This window comes from Streptomyces bacillaris, from assembly GCF_003268675.1.
Classification (GTDB): Bacteria; Actinomycetota; Actinomycetes; order Streptomycetales; family Streptomycetaceae; genus Streptomyces; species Streptomyces bacillaris.
In genome coordinates, this window is record NZ_CP029378.1 from 7,780,998 (window position 1) to 7,803,239 (window position 22,242).

Sequence of the window (22,242 nt, forward strand, 5' to 3'; positions counted from 1 at the left end):
GAGTGGGGTGTGCCGGGCAGTCTGGGCCCCGCCGGGGAGGCCCTTCACGCCGGGTGCGACTCTGGGCGGATGCACGAGACAGCTGCAGCTCTGGCGACCGCTCAGTGGCCCCTCACCGCGGGCCGGGAAGCCGACTGGTTGCGGGACCTGACCTCCGATGACGGACTGACGGGGTTCATGCCGCCAGCGCTGCCCGACGCGGTCTGGGTGCTTCACTCCATGTACGAGCACGAGCTCGGACCGACGGGCATGTCCTACGTCGAGTACGAGCGGCGCGTGCTCCTGGGCGGCGGGCCTGAGATCGTCCCAGGTCTGGACCCGGCAGACGTGATGGACGCGGTCCCCGGTGAGCACCCCGGACCTCATTGGCGCCGACTGCGATGGACGGAGCTCGCGCGCCGGATCGGTGACCCGACCGTGCCTGAGGGACGCCTGCCGTGCAACAGCTCTTTCCCCTCGATCGCGCCGCGCCCCTGGCCGGTCGGGATCCAGGTCCCGTCCGAAGGCGGCATGGACCGGGCCGCCTGGAATCGCCTGATCACGATCCTCACCGAGCGCAGCCCGCAGGGCCCCGACACCCCCTGCCTGGCCTACTACAGCCCGCTGCTGCATGGAGCCGATGACTTCGACAACCTGCACATCCGCACCGGCACGCTCGCGGACGCCCACGTGCTGTACGACCACCCTGAGGAGGACGGCTGGAGCCCGTCCAACCTCTGGCCGTGGGACCAGTCCTGGGTGCTGTGCACGGACTACGACCTCTGGGCCACCAAGGTGGCCGGCCCGACCGCGCTGATCGAAGCCCTCCTCAACGACGGGGACCTCGAAGCCGTACGGCTTCCATGGGCTACCTGACCGGCCGGGGGGCGGAGCTGTGCATCGGAGTTGTCCATCCGCGCCATCTGCCGTGCTCAGTCACAGTGGCGCGCATGGACTTGCTTATTGGTAACCTATGGATTACCAATGAGTGATGGACCCGTTCGTCGCCCTGGCCGACCCCGTACGCCGTGATCTGCTGCGCGCCCTTGCCTCGGGCCCGGCCCGGGTGGTGGACCTTGCGGCACGGCATCCGATCAGTCGGCCCGCGGTGAGCAAGCATCTGCGGCTACTCACCGAGGCAGGGCTGGTCACGGCCGAGGACCGCGGTCGCGAGCGCCATTACGCGCTCGCCCGCCCGGGTCTCGCCCCGGTCCGCGCCCTGCTCGACGAGCTCAGCGGGCGCCGTCCCCCGATCCCCGAGAGTGCCTTCGACGCCCTCGACCTGGAAGTCCGCAGGACCGTCCACGACCGCCGGGCCGGCAAAGACGCCGCTCCCGGTACCGGAAGACCTCAGGAGGAATCCGCATGACCAGCACCCCCACCGGCCGTCGCGTGACCGTCGACGGCCGGGACAGCATCGCCTTCGACCGCACCTTCCGGGCCGGCATCGAGGACGTCTGGGCGGCGGTCACCGAGTCGGACCGTCTGGCCCGGTGGATCGGCGAATGGACCGGCGACCCGTCGACCGGCTCGGTCGACTTCCGGATGCTCTACGAGGGCGACGAGCACCAGGCCGAGGTCTTCACCATCCAGGAGTGCCAAGCCCCTCGCCGTCTGGTCCTCATCTCGCAGGTGCCCGGTGAGGAAACCGTCTGGCACATGACGCTCACGCTCGCCGAGCACGAGGGCGCCACGGCCCTCACCTTCACGCAGTCCGTCGGCGACGACCCGGCGATGGCGGGCGGAGTGGGTCCCGGCTGGGACTACTACCTCGACCGGCTCGTCGCCGCCGAGACCGGCGGCGACCCGGCATCCGTCGACTTCAGCGACTACCACCCGGTCCACACACAGCACTACCTCGACATGTTCAGCTGAGCCCGACGAGCCGCGATGTACCAGCCGGACGCTTGCCGGGTGGCCAGGCGGGAGCACAGAGCGTCCTGCTGCTTCCACCCCGCCTCAACCGCCCGCCCGGCGCGCTTTCAGGCCAGGTTGTCGTGGGTGAGGTCGGGGCGTAGCCGGTGCCAGGAGGGGTGGCGCAGGCGGCCGGCGCGGGTGCGGGAGGTGTAGCGGACCTCGCCGGTGAGCAGGGGGAGTACCCACCGGGCACCGGCCGCCGGGGGCGGCTGCGTGAACGGGCAGATGTCGCTGGCCGCGGCCTGGAGGAGGGCGGCGAGGCGGGTGCGTTCGGCCTGGCTCCAGCCGGTGCCGACGCTGCCCGCGTAATGCAGAGATCCGTCGCGTCGTTCGCCGACCAGAACGGCCCCGGGCAGGCCGGTCAGCCGCCCGCGTCCGGGGACCCACCCGCCGATCACGACATCGGCGAGGCGGTGGACCTTGATCTTCACCCAGGTCTTCGAGTGTGCCCCGGGCTCGTACCGGGAGGTGAGTTGCTTCGCGATCAGCCCCTCCAGCCCGGCGTCCTTGGCCATCTCCCATGCCTCGGTCCCGTGCCCGGTGATCGCCGCGGGTGTTGACCAGGAGGGCCCGGCGAGCCCGAGACCTTCCAGCAGTTCCCGCCGCTCCGCGTACGGCAGCCCGGTCAGGAGCCGGCCGTCGAGGTGCACGGCGTCGAAGAGCATCAGGTGGGCGGGCACCCGGCTCGCCATCCGCGCGGCCTTTGCGGGGGCGCTGGCGAGGCCCATCCGCTGCTGGAGGCGTTCGAAGTCGCTGCGGCCCTGATCGTCGAGTGCGACGATCTCCCCGTCCAGCACGGTGCTGCGTGCGCCGAGTGCCCCGGCGAGGGGGAGGAGTTCGGGGTAGGCGGCGGTGATGTCCGTACCTGAACGAGCGCGCAGGAGGATGGTGCCGTCGCCCGGCAGGTAAACCATGGCCCGCTGGCCGTCCTGCTTCACCTCGAACGCCCACCGGTCCTCCACCCCCGCCGACGGCAGCGGGCCGGGCGTTGCGAGCATCGGCTCGATCCTCGGCAGCACGGCACCAGCAGCACGGGGAGGGTCAGGAGGCACTGCGCTTCTTCGCGGCCGTCTTCTTCGCCGTCTTCTTCGCCGGTGTCTTCTTCCTGGGGGACTTCTTCGACGGCCGCATCTCGTGCACGGTGGCGTCCTCGCCATCCTCCCCGCGGGACTCCTTCGCGGCCTTGACGGAGGCGTTCAGGGCGGCCATCAGGTCCACGACCTCGCCCTTCTCCCTACCCTCGTCCTCGGCCGGGGCGGGCAGGGGCTGGCCCTCCGCCTTCGCGGCGATGATGTCTTCCAGGGCCTCGCGGTATTCGTCATGGAACCCGGACAGGTCCTCGATCGTCATCCGCTCGGCCAGCTGGAGTGCCTGCTCGATCTCCTCCTCGCCTACCTCGACCTCGCGCGGGGCCAGCTCGTCCGGGTTGCGGACCTCGTCGGGCCACTTCATCGAGTGCAGCACGATCGCACCCTCGCGGATGCGCAGCAGACCCAAGCGCTCACGGCCGTGCCACGCGAACTTCGCCACCGCGACCTTCGAGGACCGCTCCAGCGCTTTGCGCAGCAGCGTGTAGGGTTTCGCGGCTACCTGTCCGTCGGCGGCGAGGTAGTAGGAGTCGCTGATGCGGACGGGGTCGATCGTGTCGGCGTCGACGAACGCGGCGATCTCGATCGCTTTCGCCGTCGGCAGCGGCATCTGCTCCAGCTCTTCGTCCGTCACCGGGACCGTCTGGTCCTTCGCGATCTCGTAGCCCTTGCCGATCTCGTCCTGCGACACCACCTGATCGTCGAGCTCGCAGACCTTCCGCGTCCGCACCCGCCCCATGTCCGCGAGATGCACCCGGTGGAAGTGGACGTCGTGGTCCTCGGTCGCGGACACGATCTTCACGGGGATCGTGACCAGCCCGAAGCTGATGGCACCGGCCCACAACGGTCGCGGCATCTCTTCCACCTCCAGGACCCTGCGCCGCTGCTCGGCGAGGGAGCCGCCCAGCTGAGGCGCTCGGGCTGCCACGTCGTACTCCTGATCCTCACGCGGGGCAGGGGAGCCCGCATCTCCACCCTGGTGCCGACAGCAGGTGACCGGTCCACGTTCCGATGCCTGGGGGAGCGGCCGGCTAGGGGAAGCGTTCCTGCGGTCAACCTCTCGCCTCGCGTGCCTTCGGGGGCTGGGGCCGCGACGAAGCGGGTGGGTCCGGCTTTGGCCGAGCCGGGCACGCCGCGGGGTGGGAGCAGGTGTAGGCGGCGCACAGCCAACAAGTTCTCGAGGCCGCGGCCCCAGTACATTGGGGTACCGTGCCGCCTTGTTGAAGATCTGAGCCGAAAGGCATGGAACCTCGCCGTCGCGCTTCTGTCTAAAGCGTTGGCCCCTGTGGAAGTCGCCTTGACCAGAGCGTTTGTGCAGCTGAGAGTGGAGCTCCTGATTGACTGGGGTGGGATGCATGACGCGTGACGAATACGCCGACCGTTGCGAGGAGCTCTTCGCGGTGGGTGGATTCTGTGAAGCTCGGAGGGCGGCGGAGTCCGGTCTGGAGGAGTTCGGGCCCGATCCGGTGCTATACCGGTGGCTCGGTCTCGCGCACGTGGCGGAGGACGAGGACGACCACGATGCCGAAGCGGAGAAGGCCTACGAGGCCGGCCTTGCGCAGTGGCCGGACGACCTCGGACTCCTTGTCTCCTACCTGGAACTGTGCCTGCGTGCTGACACGTGGACGTACCCCGGACGCGCTGCCCGGGTGGAACGGCTCAAGGAGCGGATCGCGGTCCTTGCACCGGCGGGGTCGCCTGAGGCGGCACGGGTGGAGGACGCGCTCGGCTGGGCAGGGCGAGGCTACTGGCAGGACGTACGGGAGAGGACGGCGGCTGCCAGGAGAGATCGAGCAGCCCTGACGTCCCATAGTGCTGATGTTGCTGAAGCGCTGGAGCAGGGCGCCCAGGTATCAGCCGACCCGGAAGACGTGCGGGCCGCTGAGGTCGCGGCTGCTCTGGAGCTGCTGGCCGGTCCGTGGCGGGCCCCGCTGCGGCTCGTGATCCGTCACCGGGCGGCCGCGTACGTCACGGCTTTTGCGCTGGTCTTCGCCACCAACAAGGCCCTGGTGCTGAGCGGGGTCGTTTCCTACAGCGTGTGGGGCTGGATCTGGTTCGCACCCCTCCTGCTGGCCGAATCGAAGCTCAGGCAGGCCCGACGGCTGGCCCGGCAACGGGTGATCGCCGCGATGGAGGCCAGGCACGCGGGTGTCGCCGCAGCCGACTAGTTTCCCCCGTGCTGGCCCGACGCGACGACGACCCGGTGCGCGGTCTCGTCGTCGTCCACGGTGATGTCGAGCACCACCAGGCCCGACTCGACGAGGTGTTGCTCATCGATTTCCTTCGTGCCTGCTCCTGAAGCTGCGGTCACCCCGCACGGTCCAGAGACGAATCCGCTTTCACCGAGGGGGTGAAGTTCGCCCCCTCGGTGAAAGGAGCTACGAGGCTGGCTCGTACTGGACGACGGAGTCGGTGCACGGTTCGGCGAGGTTGAGGAGTGCGGTCTTCTCGGCTTCATCCATGGCCAGGGCCCAGCGGAGCTTGGTGGCGGTCCAGTCGACGAGGTACGTGCACGTGGCGGACTCGGCGGGCGGCATCCACTGGGCCGGGTCCCGGTCGGCTTTGGACCTGTTGGTTTTCGCGGTGACCCGACCAGGCTCCTGTCCGCGCCGAGGTCGTTGGCGTATGCCTCACGGCGCTCCGGCGTCCAAGCGTGAGCGCCGCTGTCCCACGCCTCGGCCAAGGGGACCATGTGGTCGATGTCCAACTTCCGCGCGTCGGTGACCTCGACCTCGTCGTAGTACGAGAGCCAGCTTCCCCCGCTCAGCGAACACCGGGCGCCCTGCTCCGGCGCGGTGACCGCCTCAGCGAGCAGGACTTCCGCCCGGGTCGAGCAGGAGTCGCCGTCCTCATCGACCCAGTGCTTGAAGCTGTCCCGCTCGTACCCGGTCCGCTGCTCCTCGGCGACGGGAATCGACCCGATGACTTCGACCAGGGGGAGCCCCGCCTCCTCCGGTGCACCGCCGGGCGCACCGGACGGATTGGTGCTCCCGGACGTGGTGGCGGTGGGCTTGGCGTCGTCGGCCTCCACCGTCTCGGCCGAGCAGGCGGTCAGGGCAGCGGCGGTGAGCACGGCGGTGCACAAGGAGCCGAGGCGGCGCAGCTTCCAACGAATCGGGGCTGATGCGGGCTCATGATCCCAGCTCACAGACCTTCGTGAGGTCGCGTCACTTCACGCTCAGCCGTGCTTGGCCGCTCTGTGCGCCGCGCGGTGATCGGCTATCACCCGTACGGGCGGGATGCTGGGACCGCCCGGCCTCAGCAGCGTCTCGCTGATCGCCGGAGGCGGAGCCTTCAGCCTCGCCGGATAACGGCAGCACACCGGACACCGCACCAACGCCGTGGCCGGGCCAGTGGGAACACGCCGGTAGGCCTCCAGTCGGCCCTCGCGCGGCAGGGGCCTGCCCCCGCGCACCCCACACGCACGTCAGCCCGGCCGTAACCCGGCCGGAGTGACGACCTCCAGGCCGGAGAAGACGTGCGCTCGGGAACGCGGCCGTGACGCCCCGCTGGTGCCGAAGACTGTCCGGCGGCGCCATCTCGACGAAATGCACGAACCGCATCTCGTGTCCATCCCCGACGGGAGTGACAGCTCTTCCGGTCGCAATCTCCGCAACCGAGGCGCCTCCCCCGCTGGACTGCAAGGCGGGCAGAAATTGAAACCGACTCTTTCCGGCAGGTCCTGCATCAGGACAAGCAGTCACGCCCTCCTTAAGCGTGCCCAGTTCGCTCAGGATGGTGACAAATGCCTGTCAACGAAGGGTGATTGCATCATGGCGGACTGGGTGAAGGTCGCGGGAGGTCTCTCGGCCATCTCGGCGGGGTCCAGGACGACGGTGTGGGGTGTGAACGCGGCGAGCGCGATCTACCACTACACGAACTACGACGGAAACCCCTGGATCAACATCCCGGGAGGCTTGAGTGACATCGGCGCCGGGGCGGACGGCATCGTCTGGGGCGTCAACAGCGGCAACCAGATCTACCGGTACACCGGAGACCAGAGCACGACGAACTGGGTGGGCATCAACGGCAGCCTGGTCCGCATCGACGCGGGCTCCCGGACCAACGTGTGGGGCGTCGACTCCGCCGGCAGCATCTACCGGTACACCAACCACGACTCCAACCCGTGGCTCAAGATCCCCGGCTCGCTCAGTGACATCGGCGCCGGGGCGGACGGCACCGTCTGGGGCGTCAACAGCAGCAACCGGGTCTACCGGTACACCGGGGACCAGGACCCCTCCGACCCGTGGGCGGACGTCAACGGCAGCCTGAAGCGGATCGCGGTGGGCTCCCGGACCAACGTGTGGGGCATCGACCCGGCCGGCAGCATCTACCGGTACACCAACAACGACGCCAGCGGCACCAACCCCTGGATCAAGATTCCCGGCACTGCCGTCGACATCGCCGCCGGCGCCGACGGCACCGTCTGGCACATCAACGCCGGTGGTGAGATCTTCCGCTACACCGGCGACCAGCCCAGCTGATCCCCCGCCAACCACACCTCTGCGGCCCCCTGACCGAAACAGGTCAGGGGGCCGCACACGTCACACGCCCACCGAGCCGGCACCGAGGAGCCTGCCGGCTTCCCGTAAGCCGGGGCGGAAGCGGCGGCCGGCGCACAGGTCCGGCACGAAGGCGTCCAGGACGACGCGGTGGAAGCGCCGGCGCTGGGCGGGGGTGAGGTGCTGGAGGTCGGCGGTGAAGCGGGGGCAGGTCTCGAAGGTGGGCACGGTGTCTCCTCCGGACAGCACGACCCAGCCCCCGGCGGGTGCCGGGGGCTGGGTAGGCGGTGCTTCCTTGGCGGTACTCGTCCTTGGCGCTTGGTGATGCTCAGCGGTGCTTGCTGGTGTCGTTCGGGTCGTTCTGTGCTTGCTGCCGGACAGCGATGACATTCGCGTCCGGCCCAAAGCCGCTTCCCGTCCGGCGGGCGCCCGAGAAGAAAGTCGGGCCGTTGCTCCCGCCTGGCGGGACGCCGGGCTGATCGGCCTTTTCTTGCAGGTCAGAGCCGTGTGGCGTGGTCTGCATGGCAGTCGATATCAGGATCGTTCGGGCCGGGCAGATGTACCGCTATTACCTGCGGGAGACCGTCGTCGGTGACGGCCGCCGTCCGGCCCGTACGCCGTTGCGTGCCGCCCAGGAGCAAGCCGGTGTCCCGGTAGGGCGCTGGATGGGCCGGGGCCTGGCCGCGCTCGGTCTCGCGCCGGATGAGGAGGTCACCGAGGCGCAGCTGCGGAACCTGTTCGGCGAGCGCGGCCGCCACCCGTACGCGGACCGGATCGAGGCCGACCGGCTCGCCCAAGGCGCTTCCCCGACGGAGGCGTATCGGGCCGGCGCCCTCGGCCGCCGGGTGACGGTCCACCGCAGCCGTACGGCCCAGGACTCACCCACACGGGTGACGCCCTCCAGGGGCTAACCCCGGTGGCGCCGTGGGAGACACCGTTCAGGTCGCGGGGTCACGTACCCGCGGTAGCCGCTCTCCGCTTCCCTCGCACTGCGAAAACGCATCCCGGTCGGCAGGTGGACGGTCGTCCACTCGTTGTCCGCCGTGCGGCGGATCGTGGTGCGGTCCTCGTCCTGGTGGAGGGGGCGGGGCTGGACACGAAGGCCGCCACGCTGGGCTTCGGCGGCATCGGCATGCCGGGTGATCTCGGTGCGGGAGAGACCGGTGGTCAGCTCGACGCAGGGTGCGCACTCGGCAGCCATCTCGCCCTGGCCGGGGGCGAACCAATGCCACACCACGGTGTACCGGTCGGTGTCGGCGGTTCTGCAGCGCTCGCACTCCCCGTGGTCGGCGTGTCCGTATACGCCCAGCCGACCGGCTTCCGCCCCCTCGGTACCTGGCGCAGTTGCGGGTTCGGTCTTCTTGGTTCCGCGCCGGCGAGCCGGGCGGTGAGGAGCGGGGGCGTCCGGAGTCTCGTTGGGGAAGAGACCGAGCTGGCTCTCCTCGTCTGCCGCCGCCTGCCCCTCGGCAGTCGTCATGGGGTCGGGCTCGGCGCCGGGCGCTCCTTCCTCGGGCGCGGGTGCTGTCGCAGTACCGAGGCGTCCGCCGATCCGGAGATCTGGGTGGCTGGCCGGGGCCTCGGACCCGACAGACCAGTAAGAACCTGAACTAATCAGAGCAAATCAGTTATTATAAGTCAAATAGCTTCCATAATAGGCCATTTGCTCCTAGTGGTGACCGTTAGATGCTGATTTCTCATGTGATGGCGAGGGAGGAGAGAGCGGACATCGACCGCGTACGCGACGCACCTGCCGAGAGCACCGCCCCGTAGAGAAGGAGACCGGCCGTGACGGACACGACCATCGAGACCGAGACGGCTGAGGCCACCGTGGTGGTCCCGGCGCAGGAGCCGTACGTTCCCGAGGCCCTCGGGGCGACCCGGATCGCCCTCCTGCTTGCCGAGCACACCGGCGAGCTGGTCACCGCCGAGGACGTCACCGAACTCGTCGCCCAGGAGCACCTGGAGGTGGTCGACCACTACAAGGGCTGGCCGATGTACTCCACGGCCGCCGCGCGTGACCTCGATGCCGGTCTGGTGCGCGCCGTCGTGGGGGAGCGGGTGGCGTGGGAGGCGGCGAGCCTGCCCCGGGACGCGGCCGCCGCCCGGATCGGCTGGCACTGGAGCGATCTGGTGCGCATGGGCGAGGCGGGCCGGATCACCACCGGGCGCGGCGGCCGGTACCTGGTCACCGACCTGGACGCGATGGCGCAGGAGGCCGACGGCGAGCAGCACGTCACCGCGCAGTCCGCGGCCACGGGCGTGCTGGAGATCCGGGCGAGCGACTGGAAGTACGTGGAGGCCGCCGGGTGGATCCGCCCGGCGGAGACGTACGAGAAGGAGGTCGGCCGCTACCGTACGGTCACCGTCGCGCTGTACCGGCTCGGTGACGTCCGCGCGCTGCTGGAGCTGCCCGGCGTCGACTGGGAGTCCGTACGGGGCCTGCCCAAGGGGGCACCGTCCCCGCTGCGCGAGTACGCCCGTCTCGCCCCGACCCGCGCGGCGGCCGTCCGTGGTTTCGCTCAGTCCCTGGCCGACCGGCACGGCGTGACCGTCTGGGCCTGGAGTTCGCCGTACTCCGGCTGCTGGGAGCTGGACTGGGAGCGGATCGAGGACCTGCCCAGCGTGGCCACCGTGCGCCGGGAACTGGCCGACGACGCTGAGGCTGGCGCCTACGCCTCGGAGATCACCCTGTGCCCGGCCTGGGGCGAGATCACCCGGGAGGCGCGGGCACTGCTGGAGCCCGGCCGGGCGGTGATCCTCGACACCGAGACCACCGCCCTGGACGGGCGCACCGTCGAGATCGCCGTCATCGACGCGGCCACCGGCAGGAAGCTGATGGGCACCCTGGTCAACCCGGATGCTCCGATCAGCGACGGGGCCCGCTGGGTGCACGGCATCACCGACGAGATGGTCACCGACGCCCGCCCGTTCGCGAAGGTGCTTCCCCGGCTCCGCAAGGTCACCGAGGGCCGGACCGTCCTCGCCTACGACCAGCTGGTCCCCACCCAGGCCCGTACGGTCGGGCCCCGGGGGTTAAGGCTGCCGGTAGGTACGCCCGCCGCGCCGGGGGAGCCGGGCGGGATCGTCGCCACCGTCCGGGGCGGTGGCCTCCAGGGCGAGGTGAGCGCATACGGCCTGACTGGTAGCGATCGGGCCGCCAGGATCGATTCCACTTTCCAGACGTATTATGACAATAGGTATCGCTCTCGGTGCGCGCATTGACACTTGGTGGAAGGAATGGCCATGTCCACTCCCGCAACACCGCATCCGCCTCTGGACACCGCTAAGCAGGAGGCGTTCGCGGGTGAAGTCCTCGACGTCCTGAACAAGAGCGCACTCGCACTGCTGACCAGCGCCGGTCACCAGTGCGGCCTTTTCGACACGCTGGCCGCCCTCCCGCCGTCGACCAGCGCCGAGATCGCCGAGGCGGCGGCCCTGAACGAGAGGTACGTGCGCGAGTGGCTGGGCGGCATGGTCGTCGGCGGATTCGTGGGGTACGACCCGGAGCGGCACACGTACGTCCTGCCTCCGGAACACGCCGCCTGCCTCACGACCGCGGCCGGCCCCGACAACCTGGCGGGGATGATGCAGTACATCGGGCTCATGGGTGAGGTTGAGCAACAGGTGGTGCGCTGCTTCCGCGAGGGCGGCGGCGTGCCGTACTCGGCCTATCCCCGTTTCCAGAGGCTCCAGGCCGAGGAGAGCGCCCGGGTGTACGACCTGGCGCTCGTGGACACGATCGTGCCGCTGGTGCCGGGGATCACGGAGCGGCTACGGGAAGGCATCGACGTCCTGGACGTGGGCACCGGGCAAGGGCACGCTCCGCTCGTCCTGGCGCGGGCGTTTCCCGCCAGCCGCTTCAACGGCCTGGACCAGTCGGAACCCGCCATCGAGACCGCACGCGCCGAGGCGGCCCGCGCCGGGCTGGACAACCTCCGCTACATGCTCGCTGATTCGACCCAGATCACCGGGGAGTATGACGTCATCACCGCGTTCGATGTGATCCACGACCTGGCGCGGCCGGCCGAGACCCTGACGGCGATTGCGAAGGCCCTGCGCCCGGGCGGCACCTTCCTCATGGGCGACTTCGCCGCCTCCAGCAGGCTGGAGGAGAACATCGGGCACCCCTTCGGTCCCGCGCTTTACACGTTCTCCGTCTTCTACTGCATGACGACCTCGCTCAGTACCGGCGGTGCGGGCCTGGGTACGGCCTGGGGCCAGGAGACGGCGGAGGGGATGCTCCGGGACGCCGGCTTCGAGAGCATCGACATCAAGACCGTGGAGGGCGACCCGTTCAACATCTACTATGTCGCGACCAAGCCCTGAGTCGACGCACGGGTCTGGGCGTTCCAGCAAGGGCCGCAGGCGCAGGGCGTCGGGCTCGCGTACCCGATCGAGTATCCGAGCCGTGGTCCGGGGCTGTTCGCGGTGGTTCGGCGGGCGTACGCTCCGGCCCATGACACCTACAGCAGCGTTTCCCGCATACCGTCAAGAGCCGGACCCCGGCTGGGGCTTCGCCCCCGCACGCTGAACCCGGCAGGCCCGCACCGATCACGATCGGTGCGGGCCTGCGGCTGTGCCACGACCAGCTGGTCACCACCCAGGCCCGTACGGTCGGCTGGCTATGGCTGCCGGTAGGTGCGTCCGCCGCGTCGGGGGAGCCGTGCGGGGTCGTCGCCGCCGTCGGGGGCGGTGGCCTCCAGGGCGAGGTGGAGTTCGGCACGGGTGGTGGCGTCGTCGAGGTGCAGGCCCCCGAGCTGGTCGGCGGCCTGGGCCAGCCACAGGGTCAGCGTGGTGCGGTGGACGTGAAGTTCGTTCGCGGCGGGGGCGATATGGGCGTGGTGGCGCAGTCAGCAGGCGAGCGCGATCCTCAGGTGGGTATCGAGCCTGTCGAGGACACAGTCGCCCAGGTGCGGGCCGCCTCGGTGTCGAGACCCCCGCACGGCAGGACCGAGACCCTCCCCACGCGTACGGGAGCGTCCGGCCCGGGGCCGGGAGCACGGAGGGTGACAGCCGCCTGGGCGACCAGCGGCATACGGTCACCGCCCGAGGCGGGGCCGGGAGCCAGAGCAAGAACGGTGCCCGGCCGCGGGCGGAGCTGGCAGGCCGAGTGCTGCTGGGGGTGGTGGCGACCGTGGACGCCGCGACCCCGGTGGGCTCGGCGGTGCGTGAGGTGCCCATGGTGCAAGCCCCGGGAGGCAGGCCGCGCCGCGCACCTCGAAGAGGCGGGCGCGGCGCGGTAGTTATGGCATGCGGGTCGGGGTTTGCGGGCGACGGAGCCCCACCTGGCGCGGTCGGTGAGGGTGCGGCGCTCTCGGGGGTGGTGGCGCAGGTGGTGAGGTCAACCAGCACGGTGGCGAGGGCCTTGACGGTGTGGTCGCGGCAGCCGCCGGACGCCTCGCAATATTCGCGAGTCGTGTTCGTTATACGGTCGCTTCAGTCGCTGGCGTGGCCCCGATCCGGCTACTTCAGGTACACGAGGCCGTCGGTGGTGATGGTCGGGCGTCCGGAGGTTCCGACGACGACGATCTTGATCGTGTGTTTGGAGCTGGAGCTCCAGGTCTTGGTCCAGATCACGTCGCGGTACTTGGTGGTGGACGACTTGAGGTCGACGGTGGCCGTTTTGACGCCGTCGACGTAGATGTGGGCCTGGCCGGAGGTGGTGGCGCGGGAGACGACCCAGGCCGCTGACCTGCCGGTGAAGGTCCAGGTGAGGCTGGCGTTCTTGGAGGCGCTGGAGTAGGACTTGCCGCCGAGGTAGCTGGTGGAGGACCTGGTGCTCCAGGTGCCGGACTTGACGGCGGCGCTCTCCTGCAGGATCACCGGGGTACCTGAGGTGGAGGAGGCTGTGGTGTTCCCGGCCTGGTCGTGCGCGGTCATGGACCATGTCGTGGTCACAGCCGGCTTGGCGGTGTGGGCGGCGCTGGTGGTGGCCGGTGCGTAGGTCTTGGTGACCGGCGCGGTAAGGCGTACTTCCTTCAGAGCGGCGGTGTCGGTGGCCTTCCAGCTCAGCGTGAGGGGGACGGCGGTGGTGTTCACGGTGCCGGTGCGCAGGGCCAGCGTCGGTTTGCTGGTGAAGGTGGGTGCGGTGGTCTCGGCGATCACGGTCGCGGCCGTTGTCGTGGTGGTTCTGCCGGAGTGGTGGGTGGCGCGGACGGCGATTTTGCGGGTGCCCAGGGGCAGGGTTGCCCTGGCTGAGGTTGCGGTGCCGGTGGTGGTGGCGACGCTCTTGCCGTCGACGAGCAGCTCGAACTGCTTGATCAGCGATGCGGGAGTTGTGGAGGTCCAGCTCACGGTGATGCCGGCCTTGGTGTAGTACGTCGGGCCGACAGTGCCGGCTCCGGTGACGGACTTGATGGCCAGTCCGGCGACCGATCCGCCTGCCCAGTTACGGATGGTGGGCAGCTGGTTGTAGAAGGCGTTGCCCGGGCACTGGGTGTTGTAGCCGTCCCGGTGTCCGTGCACGGTGGGAAAGGACAGCTGTGCGCCCTTGGCCCACGTCTTGCCGAAGTAGTTGCGGCCGCTGTCGCCGGCAGTGAGGTTGGTGGTGCTGGTGGGGCTGACACCGTACTGGCCGAGTTTCCAAGCGGCGACCTGGGCGACCGAGGCCATCGCGGCCTGCGACGGAGCAGCGTCGGTGTACGTGCCCAGGACCGAGATCCCGGCGGTCTCGGCGTTGAAGCCGTAGGCGTGCGCGCCCATCACGGGCCGGTCCACGCCCCCTTGCGGCCCTCGTAGACGGTGCCGCACTTGTCGACGAGGAAGTTGTATCCGATGTCTTTCCAGCCGAGCTGCTTGACGTGGTAGGCGTAGATGGCCCGTACGACGGCGGGGGCCTGCTCGCAGGTATAGGTGTTGGACTCGGCGGTGTGATGCACCACGACCGCTTTGACCTTGCCGCCCGGCAGGTACCCGGGTGCCTCCGGGCTGATCGACTCGTCCGCGCCCCACCCGGCTCGCGAGGTGATGGGCGGGGTCGGTATCGAGGGCGTCGTCGTGGTCGGCGAAGGCGTCGCTGTCGGGGACGGTGCGGGGCTCGATGTGAGCGAGGCGGAAGGTGAAACCGACGGTGTGCTGCCTGGTGCCGTGGTGGTGGGTGCCGGATCGCTTACCGAAGGGGCGGGGCCAGGTTCCTCACTGGCCGAAGGCTCGGGCGTCCCGGTGCTGCTCGGCTCGGATTGCGCAGGCGTGGGCACCGAAGGTGTCGGCTCCTGGCTCTCCTCGACGCGGAAGGCCGCCGGCTCCATAGCGGAGACGGTTCCCTTCCCGGGGTCGATCATGTCCAGGCGTAGCCCTGCGGGGAGCCCGGCCGATGTCCTCCCGTCAGCGCTGACCCTGACCTCGGCCCCGTCGGAAGGGCCGACCCAGGCGGGCTCGGTGCCGCCCCGTGCCGCGCCGCTTTCACCCTGTCCGCTGTCGCCCTCCAGCCGCAGCCACGACGACCACTGACCACTGCCGGCGTCGCGGGTGCGGACCTCCACCGTGCCGGCGACGAACGCGTCCGGGTCGCTCCAGGTAATGCCGAGCATGCTGAACTGCTTGGTGTCGTCCTGCTTCAGGCTCGCCTTGCGGCCATCCTCGTTCGCCCTCAGCGGGGCACTTCGGGTATTGGCCTTCACCGGGCCTGGCTTGGTGTCCGCTGCTGCGTTTCCCAGGGGAGTGCCGGTTGTGGACTGGAAGGCCAGCACACCGGATATTCCCGCTGCCACGACTGCAGCCGCTCCTCCTGCGATTCTTCGCCGCTTCATGCAGCCCCACCCCTTCGACTGATCCGTTCGCACCAAATGCGGCAGAGCCCAGCGGCCCGCGCACAGGGCACACGTGAGGGGAACATACATCTCTCCCACGAGCCCTCGTGGGTGCTCACACCATGCTGATGAACCCGTTTCACCAGCACAGCCAAGTGCGAGCCACCTCCCACGTCACCTATGCAAGAGACGAAGATCACTTCAATTCCAGGAACCTCAAAGTCGATCTTGCCGCCCTTGTCTCAGTTGGCCGTCTTTTCTCCCTCGGTACTTTCACATCGGCGTCACATCAGTGATGCAGATGTGTTTACGAGACCGAGGGATCATGACGATTCATATACCTGCGCCGGAGGAGCGCGGGCGGCCTTGGTCCGGGGGGAGTCTGCGCTACATAGCGGGGAGTCTTGCTCTGGCCTTGTCCGTCACGCTGCTCGACGGCACCATCGCGATGGCTACACAGCGCCAGGCGCCTGCCGCACCGGAGAAGCCGGCGGCCGTCACGCAGGCCGCGGACATTCCGTCCGCCCGTGTCGCCGCCCGGCTGTCGGGCAAGCGGGTGGAGGCTCTGTCGGAGCGTACGGAGACCTCCACGACCTGGGTGAACAAGGACGGCTCGCTCACCACCGAGCTGACGGCCGGTCCGGTCCGCTTCGAGGACGAGGCGACCGGGGAGTGGCGCGATGTCGATCTGGATCTGGTCGCCGCCGGGGCAGGGGTGGAGCCCAAGGCGCACCCCGAGGGGCTGAAGCTGGCCGGCCGGACCGGAACCCCGGCCACCTCGCTGAAGGCCGCCCAGGCCGCCAGGGCCACCGATCTGGTCACGCTCGGCGAGGGCGACGAGCAGATCACGCTGCAGTGGAAGGGTGGTCTGCCCGCCCCGAAGCTGGAGGGGAACCGTGCCGAGTACGTCAACGCCGTTCCCGGCGCGGACGTCGTGGTCGAGGCGACCCGTACCGGGTTCGAGCAGTACGTCGAGATCAAGCAGAAGCCCACGACGGATGGCTACACCTACACACTGCCGCTGAAGGCCAAGGGCCTGAAGGCCGAGCAGCAGGCCGACGGCAGCGTGGTGTTCACGGACAAGAAGAACAAGAAGACCGCGGTGATGCCCGCGCCGGTGATGTGGGACTCCACCGTCGACGAGGCCTCCGGTGAACACACCCGCCGCGTGCCCGTGGCGATGAAGGTCGTGAGGAAGGGCTCGACCATCGACCTGGTCGTCACCCCCGACCCGAAGTTCCTCGCGGACCCCGCCACCAAGTACCCGGTCACTGTCGACCCCTCCACGTCGGCGCTTTCCAACGTCTTCGACACCTACGTCCAGCAGGGCGAGACCCGTGACTGGTCCACGGATGTCGAACTCGACCTGGGCAACCCCGGCACGAAGAACGCCGACGGCACCTTCCGTACCGCCCGGTCGTTCATCTCCTGGAACACCGCCCCGATCTCCGACGCGCTCGTGACGGACGCGAAGCTGTCGCTGTGGAACTTCCACTCCGCCAACTACACCGGATCCTCGTGCCCCACTCAGCCGTGGGAAGTGTGGTCCACCGGGGCCGCGACGACCTCCTCCCGCTGGACGGCCCAGCCGGCGTGGACCGCGAAGAAGGCCACCTCCTCCGAAACGAGGGGCAACCCTTCCTGCTCGACCCAGCCCGACGGGTGGATCAACGCCAACGTCACCACGCTGGTGCAGGAATGGGCCTCCGCGAAGGCATCCCGCGGCCACATGGGCCTGCGCGCCACTGACGAGAGCGTCACCGGGCAGTGGAAGCGGGTCAACTCCGCCAACGCCGCCACCAACCCCCCAAAGCTCGTCGTCACTTACAACTACCGGCCCCGGACGGGTACGAAGCAGGAGGCCGGCCCGCCGTACTTCTCCTACGGCGGCGCCTACACCGTCAACACCCTCACCCCGACGCTGCGCGACACGTTCGTCGACGCCGACGGTGACAAGGTCAACGGGACCTTCCAGATCTTCGACAACGCCACCAACACCCAGGTCGGCAACGTCATCGTCTCCCCGTACGTGCCCTCGGGCCAGGTCGCCTCGGTGACCGTCCCCGCCGGCGTGCTCACCAACGGCAAGACGTACAAGTTCCGCACCTCCCCCTACGACGGAGCCCACTACAACACCGGCTGGTCGGCGTGGAAGACCTTCACCGTCGATACCACCGCCCCCTCAGCCCCGACAGCAATATCGTCGACGGACTACCCGACAGGCCAGTGGGTCAAGGGCGCGGGCCAGGCCGGCACGTTCACCGTCACCCCGCCCTCGGGCAGTGACCACAACTGGCTGGAATGGTCACTGGACGGACTGACCTGGACCAAGGTCACCACCGGCGGCACCTCCGGCAGCAAGGCCATCAACATCGCCCCGCCGAAGGACGGCACCCACACCCTGCAGGTGCGGGCGGTGGACAAGGCGGACAACAAGTCCGAGGCCATCGACTACACCTTCCACGCCGGCCCCGGCGGATTCATCCAGCCTTCCGAGGGGGAGCGCACCGCACGCCGTCTCCCGCTGGTGTCCGAGGCCGAAGCCTCCAAGTTCAACAACGTGGCCTTCTCCTGGCGCCGTTCCGAGGCCGACCCCTGGGTCCGCATCCCGGCCGGACAGGTCACCTCCGGCGGCACCCCGCTGGCCGCCTGGCCCGTCCCGATGACCGGCGGCAAGAGCGCGCCGCTCGTCTGGAACGCCACCGACACCGTCGACCCGGATGGCAGCGTTCAGATCAAGGCCGACTTCACCGGCCCCAACTCCGCCACCGGCTCCACCGAGCCCCTCACCGTCATCGTCGACCGCAACGCCTCCGGCGCCGCCACCGGCAACGTCGGACCAGGATCGGTGAACCTGCTCACGGGCGACTACACGCTCTCCGCCACCGACGCCTCCGGCTTCGATCTGTCGGTCTCCCGTACGGCTTCCTCACGTAACCCGGACAAGGGCGACAAGCAGGAGGGCCAGGCAGCCATCTTCGGCAAGGAGTGGGTCTCGGGCACCGCCGCAGAGCTGACGGAGTCCGACTTCTCCCACATCCGCAAGATCTCCGACACGGCCGTCGCCGTGGTCGACTCCGAGGCTGAGGAGACGCATTTCACCGCCAACGCAGCGAAGACCGGCTGGATCCCCGAGCCGGGCGCTGAGGATCTGACGCTCAAGGGGAGTGTGACCGGGTCGTTCACCTTGTCCGACAGTGAGGGTACGGTGACGACCTTCACCAAGCCCGACCCGGCCGCGTCCACCTGGCAGGTCTCCAGCACTCTGCTGGACGGTCTGGCCAACACCACCACCACCGTCGTCTCAGAAACCGTGACCGTGGACGGCAAGAAGCTGGCCCGCCCCAAGCGGGTCATCGCTCCCACCTCGGCTGCCACGGCGGCGGCCTGCACGGCGGACCCGGCGACCAAGGGCTGCCGGGTGATGGAGTTCGTGTACGGCGCGACCACCACGGCCACCGGCAGCACCCTCGGTGACGTCGTCGGCCAGGTGAAGGAGGTCCGCCTGTGGTCCACCGCCCCCGGTGCGACCGCCGCGACCGCCCGCACCGTGCAGACGTACCTATACGACAGCTCCGGCCGCCTGCGCCAGACCTGGAACCCACAGATCACCCCGTCTCTGAAGACGGAGTACACCTACGACAGCGCAGGCCGCGTCACCAGCCTCACGCCGCCCGGCGAACTGCCCTGGGCCTTCACCTATGGCAAGGCGGGCAACGCCGCCACCGCCGGTGACGGCATGCTCCTGAAGGCATCTCGCTCTGGGCTCCAGCAGGGCACCACGGGCACGGAGACCGGCACCGCCGCCACTTCGGTGGTGTACGACGTACCGCTGACCGGCGGGGCAGCTCCGTACACGATGGGCGCCGCCGAGGTGAAGGCCTGGGGCCAGGCCGACGCGCCCACCGATGCCACCGCCGTCTTCCCCGCTGACGTTAGCCCTGCTTCTCACTCCGGCAACGGCCTTGCTGCTGGCTCCTACGCCCGCGCCGACATCACCTATCTGGGCGTCTCCGGACGCGCGGTCAACACCGCCACCCCCGGCGGGCACATCACCACCACCGAGTACGACCGCTTCGGCAACACCGTCCGCGAACTGTCGGCCGGCAACCGGGCCCTCGCGCTCGGACTGAGCGCCGGAGACCGGGCAGCCCAGGCAGAACTCGGGATCGGCCAGCTGGCCGCAGCCGAACGGGCCGACCTGCTCGCCACCAAGTCCGTGTACAACGACACCGGCACGCGCGAGCTGGAGGAGTTCGGCCCGCTGCGGAGGATCGACCTCACCGCCGACCTCAAGTCCGGAACCGCGACGCTGGTTCCAGTCGGGACACCGGTCACCGCCCGCTCCTGGACCGTCAACGAGTACGACGCCGGGCGCCCCACCGACGGCACGGCGAAGGTGAGGGACCAGGTCACTAAGGTCACCACCGGTGCTCAGGTGCGTGAGCACTCCACCGTGCTCGGTGAAGCGCGGGTCACGCAGACGGTCTACGACTGGGCCAAGGGCCTGCCGACGAAGACCGTTAAGGACCCGGGTGGTCTCGCGATCACCGAGACCACCGAGTACGACGCCCAGGGGCGGATCACCAAGCAGCTCCTGCCCGGGGCGACCGGCAGCGACGCCGCGACCCGGGTGACCGCCTACTGGTCCGCCACGGGCACCGGCGCCTGCCAGGGTCGCCCGGAGTGGGCCGACCTGGTCTGCTCCACCGGACCCGCTGGCGCGATCACCGGCGGCGGCAGCAACCCAACCGCCCTGCCGACCACCACTACTGAGTACGACTGGTGGGGCAACCCGGCCAAGGTTACCGATACTGCCAACGGCGCTACTCGCACGACCACGACCACCTACGACACCGCCGGACGGCAGATCAAGGTCACCGTCACCGGGGGCGTTGGTGCGGCGGTTCCCGAGGCAACCACCGAGTACGCTCCGGCCACCGGCCGGGCGGTCAGGACGGTCTCGCCGACCGGCGGCACCATCACCAAGGTGTTCGACAAGCTCGGCCGCCAGGTGTCCTACACCGACGCCGACGGTGGTGTGACCACGACCGAGTACGACCTCCTCGACCGCCCGGTCAAAAACACGGACAACGTCCCGTCGACCGTCACCTACACCTACGATCACAACGTGGAGCCGCGCGGCCTCGCCACCCGGACCACCGACTCGGTCGCCGGTGCCTTCCAGACCACCTACGACGCCGACGGGTCGGTCAGCTCCGAGAAGCTGCCCGGCGGCTACACCCTCACCCAGACCGAGGACTCCACCGGCGCAACCCTCAACCGTTCATACACGCGCGATAGCGACGGCACGCTTGTCTACTCCGACACCGTGACCGAGTCCATCCATGGCCAGGTCACCAGCCACGACGGCTGGTCTGACCAGACCTACGGCTACGACGCGGTCGGTCGCCTGGTCACGGTCGAGGACACCGCGGACACCATCTGCACCAAACGGACCTACGCCTTCGACAGCCGCACAAACCGCAAATCCCTCACACGGGCAACGGGCGCTCCCGGCGCCGACTGCCCCACCACCGGGGGCACCACGATCAGCCACACGTACGACAGTGCCGACCGCCTGGTCGACGCCGGTTATGTATACGACGCGTTCGGTCGCACTACCACGGTCCCTGGCAACGGCACGATCGGCTTCTACGTCAACGACCTCGCCCACCAGCAGACTGCGGACGGCAAGCGACAGACCTGGCAGCTCGACGCCAACCTGCGCTCCCGCTCCTGGAAGACCGAGACCGGAAGTGGCAGCACCTGGACCCAGACTGGCTCCAAGCTGAACCACTACGACAGTGACAGCGACAACCCCCGCTGGATCGTTGAGGACACCGCCTCGGGTGCCCTGACTCGCAACGTCCAGTCCGCGACGGGTGACCTTGCCGCCACCACCAGCAAGGCCGGCGATACCGTTCTGCAACTCACCACCATCCACGGCGACGTGGCCCTCCAGCTCCCACTGGATACCAGCAAGCCACCTACCTCCCTGGATTCTGACGAGTACGGCAGCCCCCGGGCCGGTCAAGCGGCCACCCGCTACAACTGGCTCGGCGCCAAACAGCGCTCCACCGAGACGCTTACCGGCCTTACCCTCATGGGTGTTCGCCTCTACAATCCGAACAGCGGCCGCTTCCTCTCCCTTGACCCCGTTTACGGTGGCAATGCCAACGCGTACGACTACGTGCACGGCGACCCCTTGAATCGCTTCGACCTGGACGGAAAGTTCAGCTGGAAGAAGAAGTGGAAGACCTTCAGGACCAAGAGTTGGAAGAAGTGGACCCGAAGAGGAATCCGGATTGGTGCGGCTGTCGGAGCCGCTGTGGGAACAGGGGCAATCTGTGCCATGACCGCAGGGGCCGGTTGCATCGTTGCCGGGTTTGTTCTCGGGACCGCCGCAGGTTCAATCGACTACCAGGCGAGGTTCCTTTTCCAGCGCAAGAAGCGAATGAACAGGAACGACCATGTCAAGAACATCGGCTTGTATGCAATTCCTGGAGTTGCGGGCGCGAGCGTGGGAAAGCTCAAGTATCTAAGCAAGTTCTTCAGAGGAAGCGGAAAGCGTCGCAAGTGATCGAAGAGCGGGAATGCTTTAGGTCACGTAAGACCTAATCGCGGATTCAAATGCAGGGGGTGCGTTAGAATGACTACGCACCCCCTGCGCACTCCATAAACACGAGGTGTAGCACATGTTTAATTTCTACCTAAAGCTGTCACTGTGGACACTCCTCTGGTGCGGTGTTGGGGTAGCCCTTCTTTTCTTTCTGCTTTCCATCGGTGCGATCTCTGAAAATTCCTCATACAAGGGGGCAGTAGTTTTTGTAGTGGCGCTCTTCGGTGCGATAGTAGCGGCGAGACGGCTACGAAATTGAATGAAGTCGCGAATGCTTTCAGGGGGATACGTTCGCCCTATTCGCTGAAATAATCTATCGAGGCGTGCCGAGGATGCTCTATTTGATCAGAAACTCATGGGGGTCTTGTCCAAGACGTAGCGGTGAA

The 22,242-nt window shown here is 68.7% G+C and carries 15 protein-coding genes and 2 pseudogenes; 9 read left to right on the forward strand and 8 right to left on the reverse strand.

Annotated elements, in window-relative coordinates; genetic code table 11:
- The first annotated feature begins 69 nt into the window (after positions 1 to 69).
- The 3 genes from DJ476_RS33880 (at position 70) to DJ476_RS33890 (ending at position 1,854) form a co-directional block, all read left to right on the forward strand.
- A complete protein-coding gene (locus tag DJ476_RS33880; protein ID WP_112492326.1) occupies positions 70 to 855 on the forward strand; it encodes a hypothetical protein in 786 nt (261 codons plus the stop codon).
- Between the two features lie 115 nt (positions 856 to 970).
- Positions 971 to 1,348: an ArsR/SmtB family transcription factor gene (locus tag DJ476_RS33885; RefSeq protein WP_112492327.1), complete on the forward strand. Its 378-nt coding sequence runs from the start codon at positions 971 to 973 to the stop codon at positions 1,346 to 1,348.
- Positions 1,345 to 1,854 carry an SRPBCC family protein gene (locus DJ476_RS33890; RefSeq protein ID WP_112492328.1) on the forward strand — a complete coding sequence of 170 codons (510 nt, stop codon included), beginning with the start codon at positions 1,345 to 1,347 and terminating at the stop codon, positions 1,852 to 1,854. Before DJ476_RS33885 ends, DJ476_RS33890 begins: the two co-directional genes overlap by 4 nt.
- A gap of 107 nt (positions 1,855 to 1,961) precedes the next feature.
- On the opposite strand, the gene ligD is transcribed toward DJ476_RS33890, so the two are convergent.
- On the reverse strand, positions 1,962 to 2,894 hold the full coding sequence (ligD, locus tag DJ476_RS33895) for a non-homologous end-joining DNA ligase (protein WP_112492329.1): 933 nt from the start codon (positions 2,892 to 2,894) through the stop codon (positions 1,962 to 1,964).
- 43 nt (positions 2,895 to 2,937) lie between these two features.
- On the reverse strand, positions 2,938 to 3,840 hold the full coding sequence (gene ku, locus DJ476_RS33900) for a non-homologous end joining protein Ku (protein WP_112492701.1): 903 nt from the start codon (positions 3,838 to 3,840) through the stop codon (positions 2,938 to 2,940).
- A gap of 499 nt (positions 3,841 to 4,339) precedes the next feature.
- Between ku and DJ476_RS33905 the strand changes: the two genes are divergently transcribed.
- Positions 4,340 to 5,152 (forward strand): hypothetical protein, encoded by an 813-nt coding sequence (locus DJ476_RS33905; protein ID WP_112492330.1) that lies wholly within the window; start codon positions 4,340 to 4,342, stop codon positions 5,150 to 5,152.
- Here the strand turns inward: DJ476_RS33905 and DJ476_RS34725 are convergent.
- Positions 5,149 to 5,295 (reverse strand): DUF6207 family protein, encoded by a 147-nt coding sequence (locus DJ476_RS34725; RefSeq protein WP_162638831.1) that lies wholly within the window; start codon positions 5,293 to 5,295, stop codon positions 5,149 to 5,151. The genes DJ476_RS33905 and DJ476_RS34725 overlap by 4 nt on opposite strands.
- A gap of 67 nt (positions 5,296 to 5,362) precedes the next feature.
- A pseudogene (locus DJ476_RS33910) lies at positions 5,363 to 6,087 on the reverse strand (HNH endonuclease family protein).
- Between the two features lie 670 nt (positions 6,088 to 6,757).
- On the opposite strand from DJ476_RS33910, the gene DJ476_RS33915 reads away from it, so the two are divergent.
- Entirely contained in the window at positions 6,758 to 7,468 is a 711-nt protein-coding gene (locus tag DJ476_RS33915; protein WP_112492331.1) for a tectonin domain-containing protein, read from the forward strand.
- Between the two features lie 60 nt (positions 7,469 to 7,528).
- Here the strand turns inward: DJ476_RS33915 and DJ476_RS33920 are convergent, their stop codons facing one another.
- A complete protein-coding gene (locus DJ476_RS33920; RefSeq protein WP_112492332.1) occupies positions 7,529 to 7,714 on the reverse strand; it encodes a hypothetical protein in 186 nt (61 codons plus the stop codon).
- Between the two features lie 293 nt (positions 7,715 to 8,007).
- Here DJ476_RS33920 and DJ476_RS33925 point away from each other — a divergent pair, with 293 nt between their 5' ends.
- Positions 8,008 to 8,397: a relaxase domain-containing protein gene (locus DJ476_RS33925; protein ID WP_318294845.1), complete on the forward strand. Its 390-nt coding sequence runs from the start codon at positions 8,008 to 8,010 to the stop codon at positions 8,395 to 8,397.
- On the opposite strand, the gene DJ476_RS33930 is transcribed toward DJ476_RS33925, so the two are convergent.
- Positions 8,394 to 8,963, reverse strand: a complete 570-nt coding sequence (locus DJ476_RS33930) for a hypothetical protein (RefSeq protein WP_112492334.1) — start codon at positions 8,961 to 8,963, stop codon at positions 8,394 to 8,396. The two genes, DJ476_RS33925 and DJ476_RS33930, sit on opposite strands and share 4 nt — an antisense overlap.
- A gap of 308 nt (positions 8,964 to 9,271) precedes the next feature.
- Between DJ476_RS33930 and DJ476_RS35245 the strand changes: the two genes are divergently transcribed.
- Both DJ476_RS35245 and DJ476_RS33940 read left to right on the forward strand, forming a co-directional pair.
- A complete protein-coding gene (locus tag DJ476_RS35245; protein WP_208853559.1) occupies positions 9,272 to 10,708 on the forward strand; it encodes a 3'-5' exonuclease in 1,437 nt (478 codons plus the stop codon).
- A gap of 21 nt (positions 10,709 to 10,729) precedes the next feature.
- Positions 10,730 to 11,812, forward strand: a complete 1,083-nt coding sequence (locus DJ476_RS33940; protein ID WP_112492335.1) for a class I SAM-dependent methyltransferase — start codon at positions 10,730 to 10,732, stop codon at positions 11,810 to 11,812.
- Positions 11,813 to 12,108: 296 nt separating this feature from the next.
- Here DJ476_RS33940 and DJ476_RS35930 read toward each other — a convergent pair whose 3' ends face one another.
- Positions 12,109 to 12,336: a helix-turn-helix domain-containing protein gene (locus DJ476_RS35930; protein WP_318294912.1), complete on the reverse strand. Its 228-nt coding sequence runs from the start codon at positions 12,334 to 12,336 to the stop codon at positions 12,109 to 12,111.
- A 613-nt stretch (positions 12,337 to 12,949) separates the two neighbouring features.
- Positions 12,950 to 15,234, reverse strand: a pseudogene (locus DJ476_RS33950) (N-acetylmuramoyl-L-alanine amidase).
- Between the two features lie 415 nt (positions 15,235 to 15,649).
- Here DJ476_RS33950 and DJ476_RS33955 point away from each other — a divergent pair.
- Positions 15,650 to 21,817 carry an RHS repeat-associated core domain-containing protein gene (locus tag DJ476_RS33955; protein ID WP_404827577.1) on the forward strand — a complete coding sequence of 2,056 codons (6,168 nt, stop codon included), beginning with the start codon at positions 15,650 to 15,652 and terminating at the stop codon, positions 21,815 to 21,817.
- The last annotated feature ends 425 nt before the right edge of the window (positions 21,818 to 22,242 follow it).

Excerpts from the sequence above, each read along its gene's own strand:
- DJ476_RS33880 (WP_112492326.1), top strand. The coding sequence starts at position 70 with ATGCACGAGACAGCTGCAGCTCTGGCGACCGCTCAGTGGCCCCTCACC.
- DJ476_RS33885 (WP_112492327.1), top strand. The coding sequence starts at position 971 with ATGGACCCGTTCGTCGCCCTGGCCGACCCCGTACGCCGTGATCTGCTG.
- DJ476_RS33890 (WP_112492328.1), top strand. The coding sequence starts at position 1,345 with ATGACCAGCACCCCCACCGGCCGTCGCGTGACCGTCGACGGCCGGGAC.
- ligD (WP_112492329.1), bottom strand. The coding sequence starts at position 2,894 with ATGCTCGCAACGCCCGGCCCGCTGCCGTCGGCGGGGGTGGAGGACCGG.
- ku (WP_112492701.1), bottom strand. The coding sequence starts at position 3,840 with ATGCCGCGACCGTTGTGGGCCGGTGCCATCAGCTTCGGGCTGGTCACG.
- DJ476_RS33905 (WP_112492330.1), top strand. The coding sequence starts at position 4,340 with ATGACGCGTGACGAATACGCCGACCGTTGCGAGGAGCTCTTCGCGGTG.
- DJ476_RS33915 (WP_112492331.1), top strand. The coding sequence starts at position 6,758 with ATGGCGGACTGGGTGAAGGTCGCGGGAGGTCTCTCGGCCATCTCGGCG.
- DJ476_RS33925 (WP_318294845.1), top strand. The coding sequence starts at position 8,008 with ATGGCAGTCGATATCAGGATCGTTCGGGCCGGGCAGATGTACCGCTAT.
- DJ476_RS33930 (WP_112492334.1), bottom strand. The coding sequence starts at position 8,963 with ATGACGACTGCCGAGGGGCAGGCGGCGGCAGACGAGGAGAGCCAGCTC.
- DJ476_RS33940 (WP_112492335.1), top strand. The coding sequence starts at position 10,730 with ATGTCCACTCCCGCAACACCGCATCCGCCTCTGGACACCGCTAAGCAG.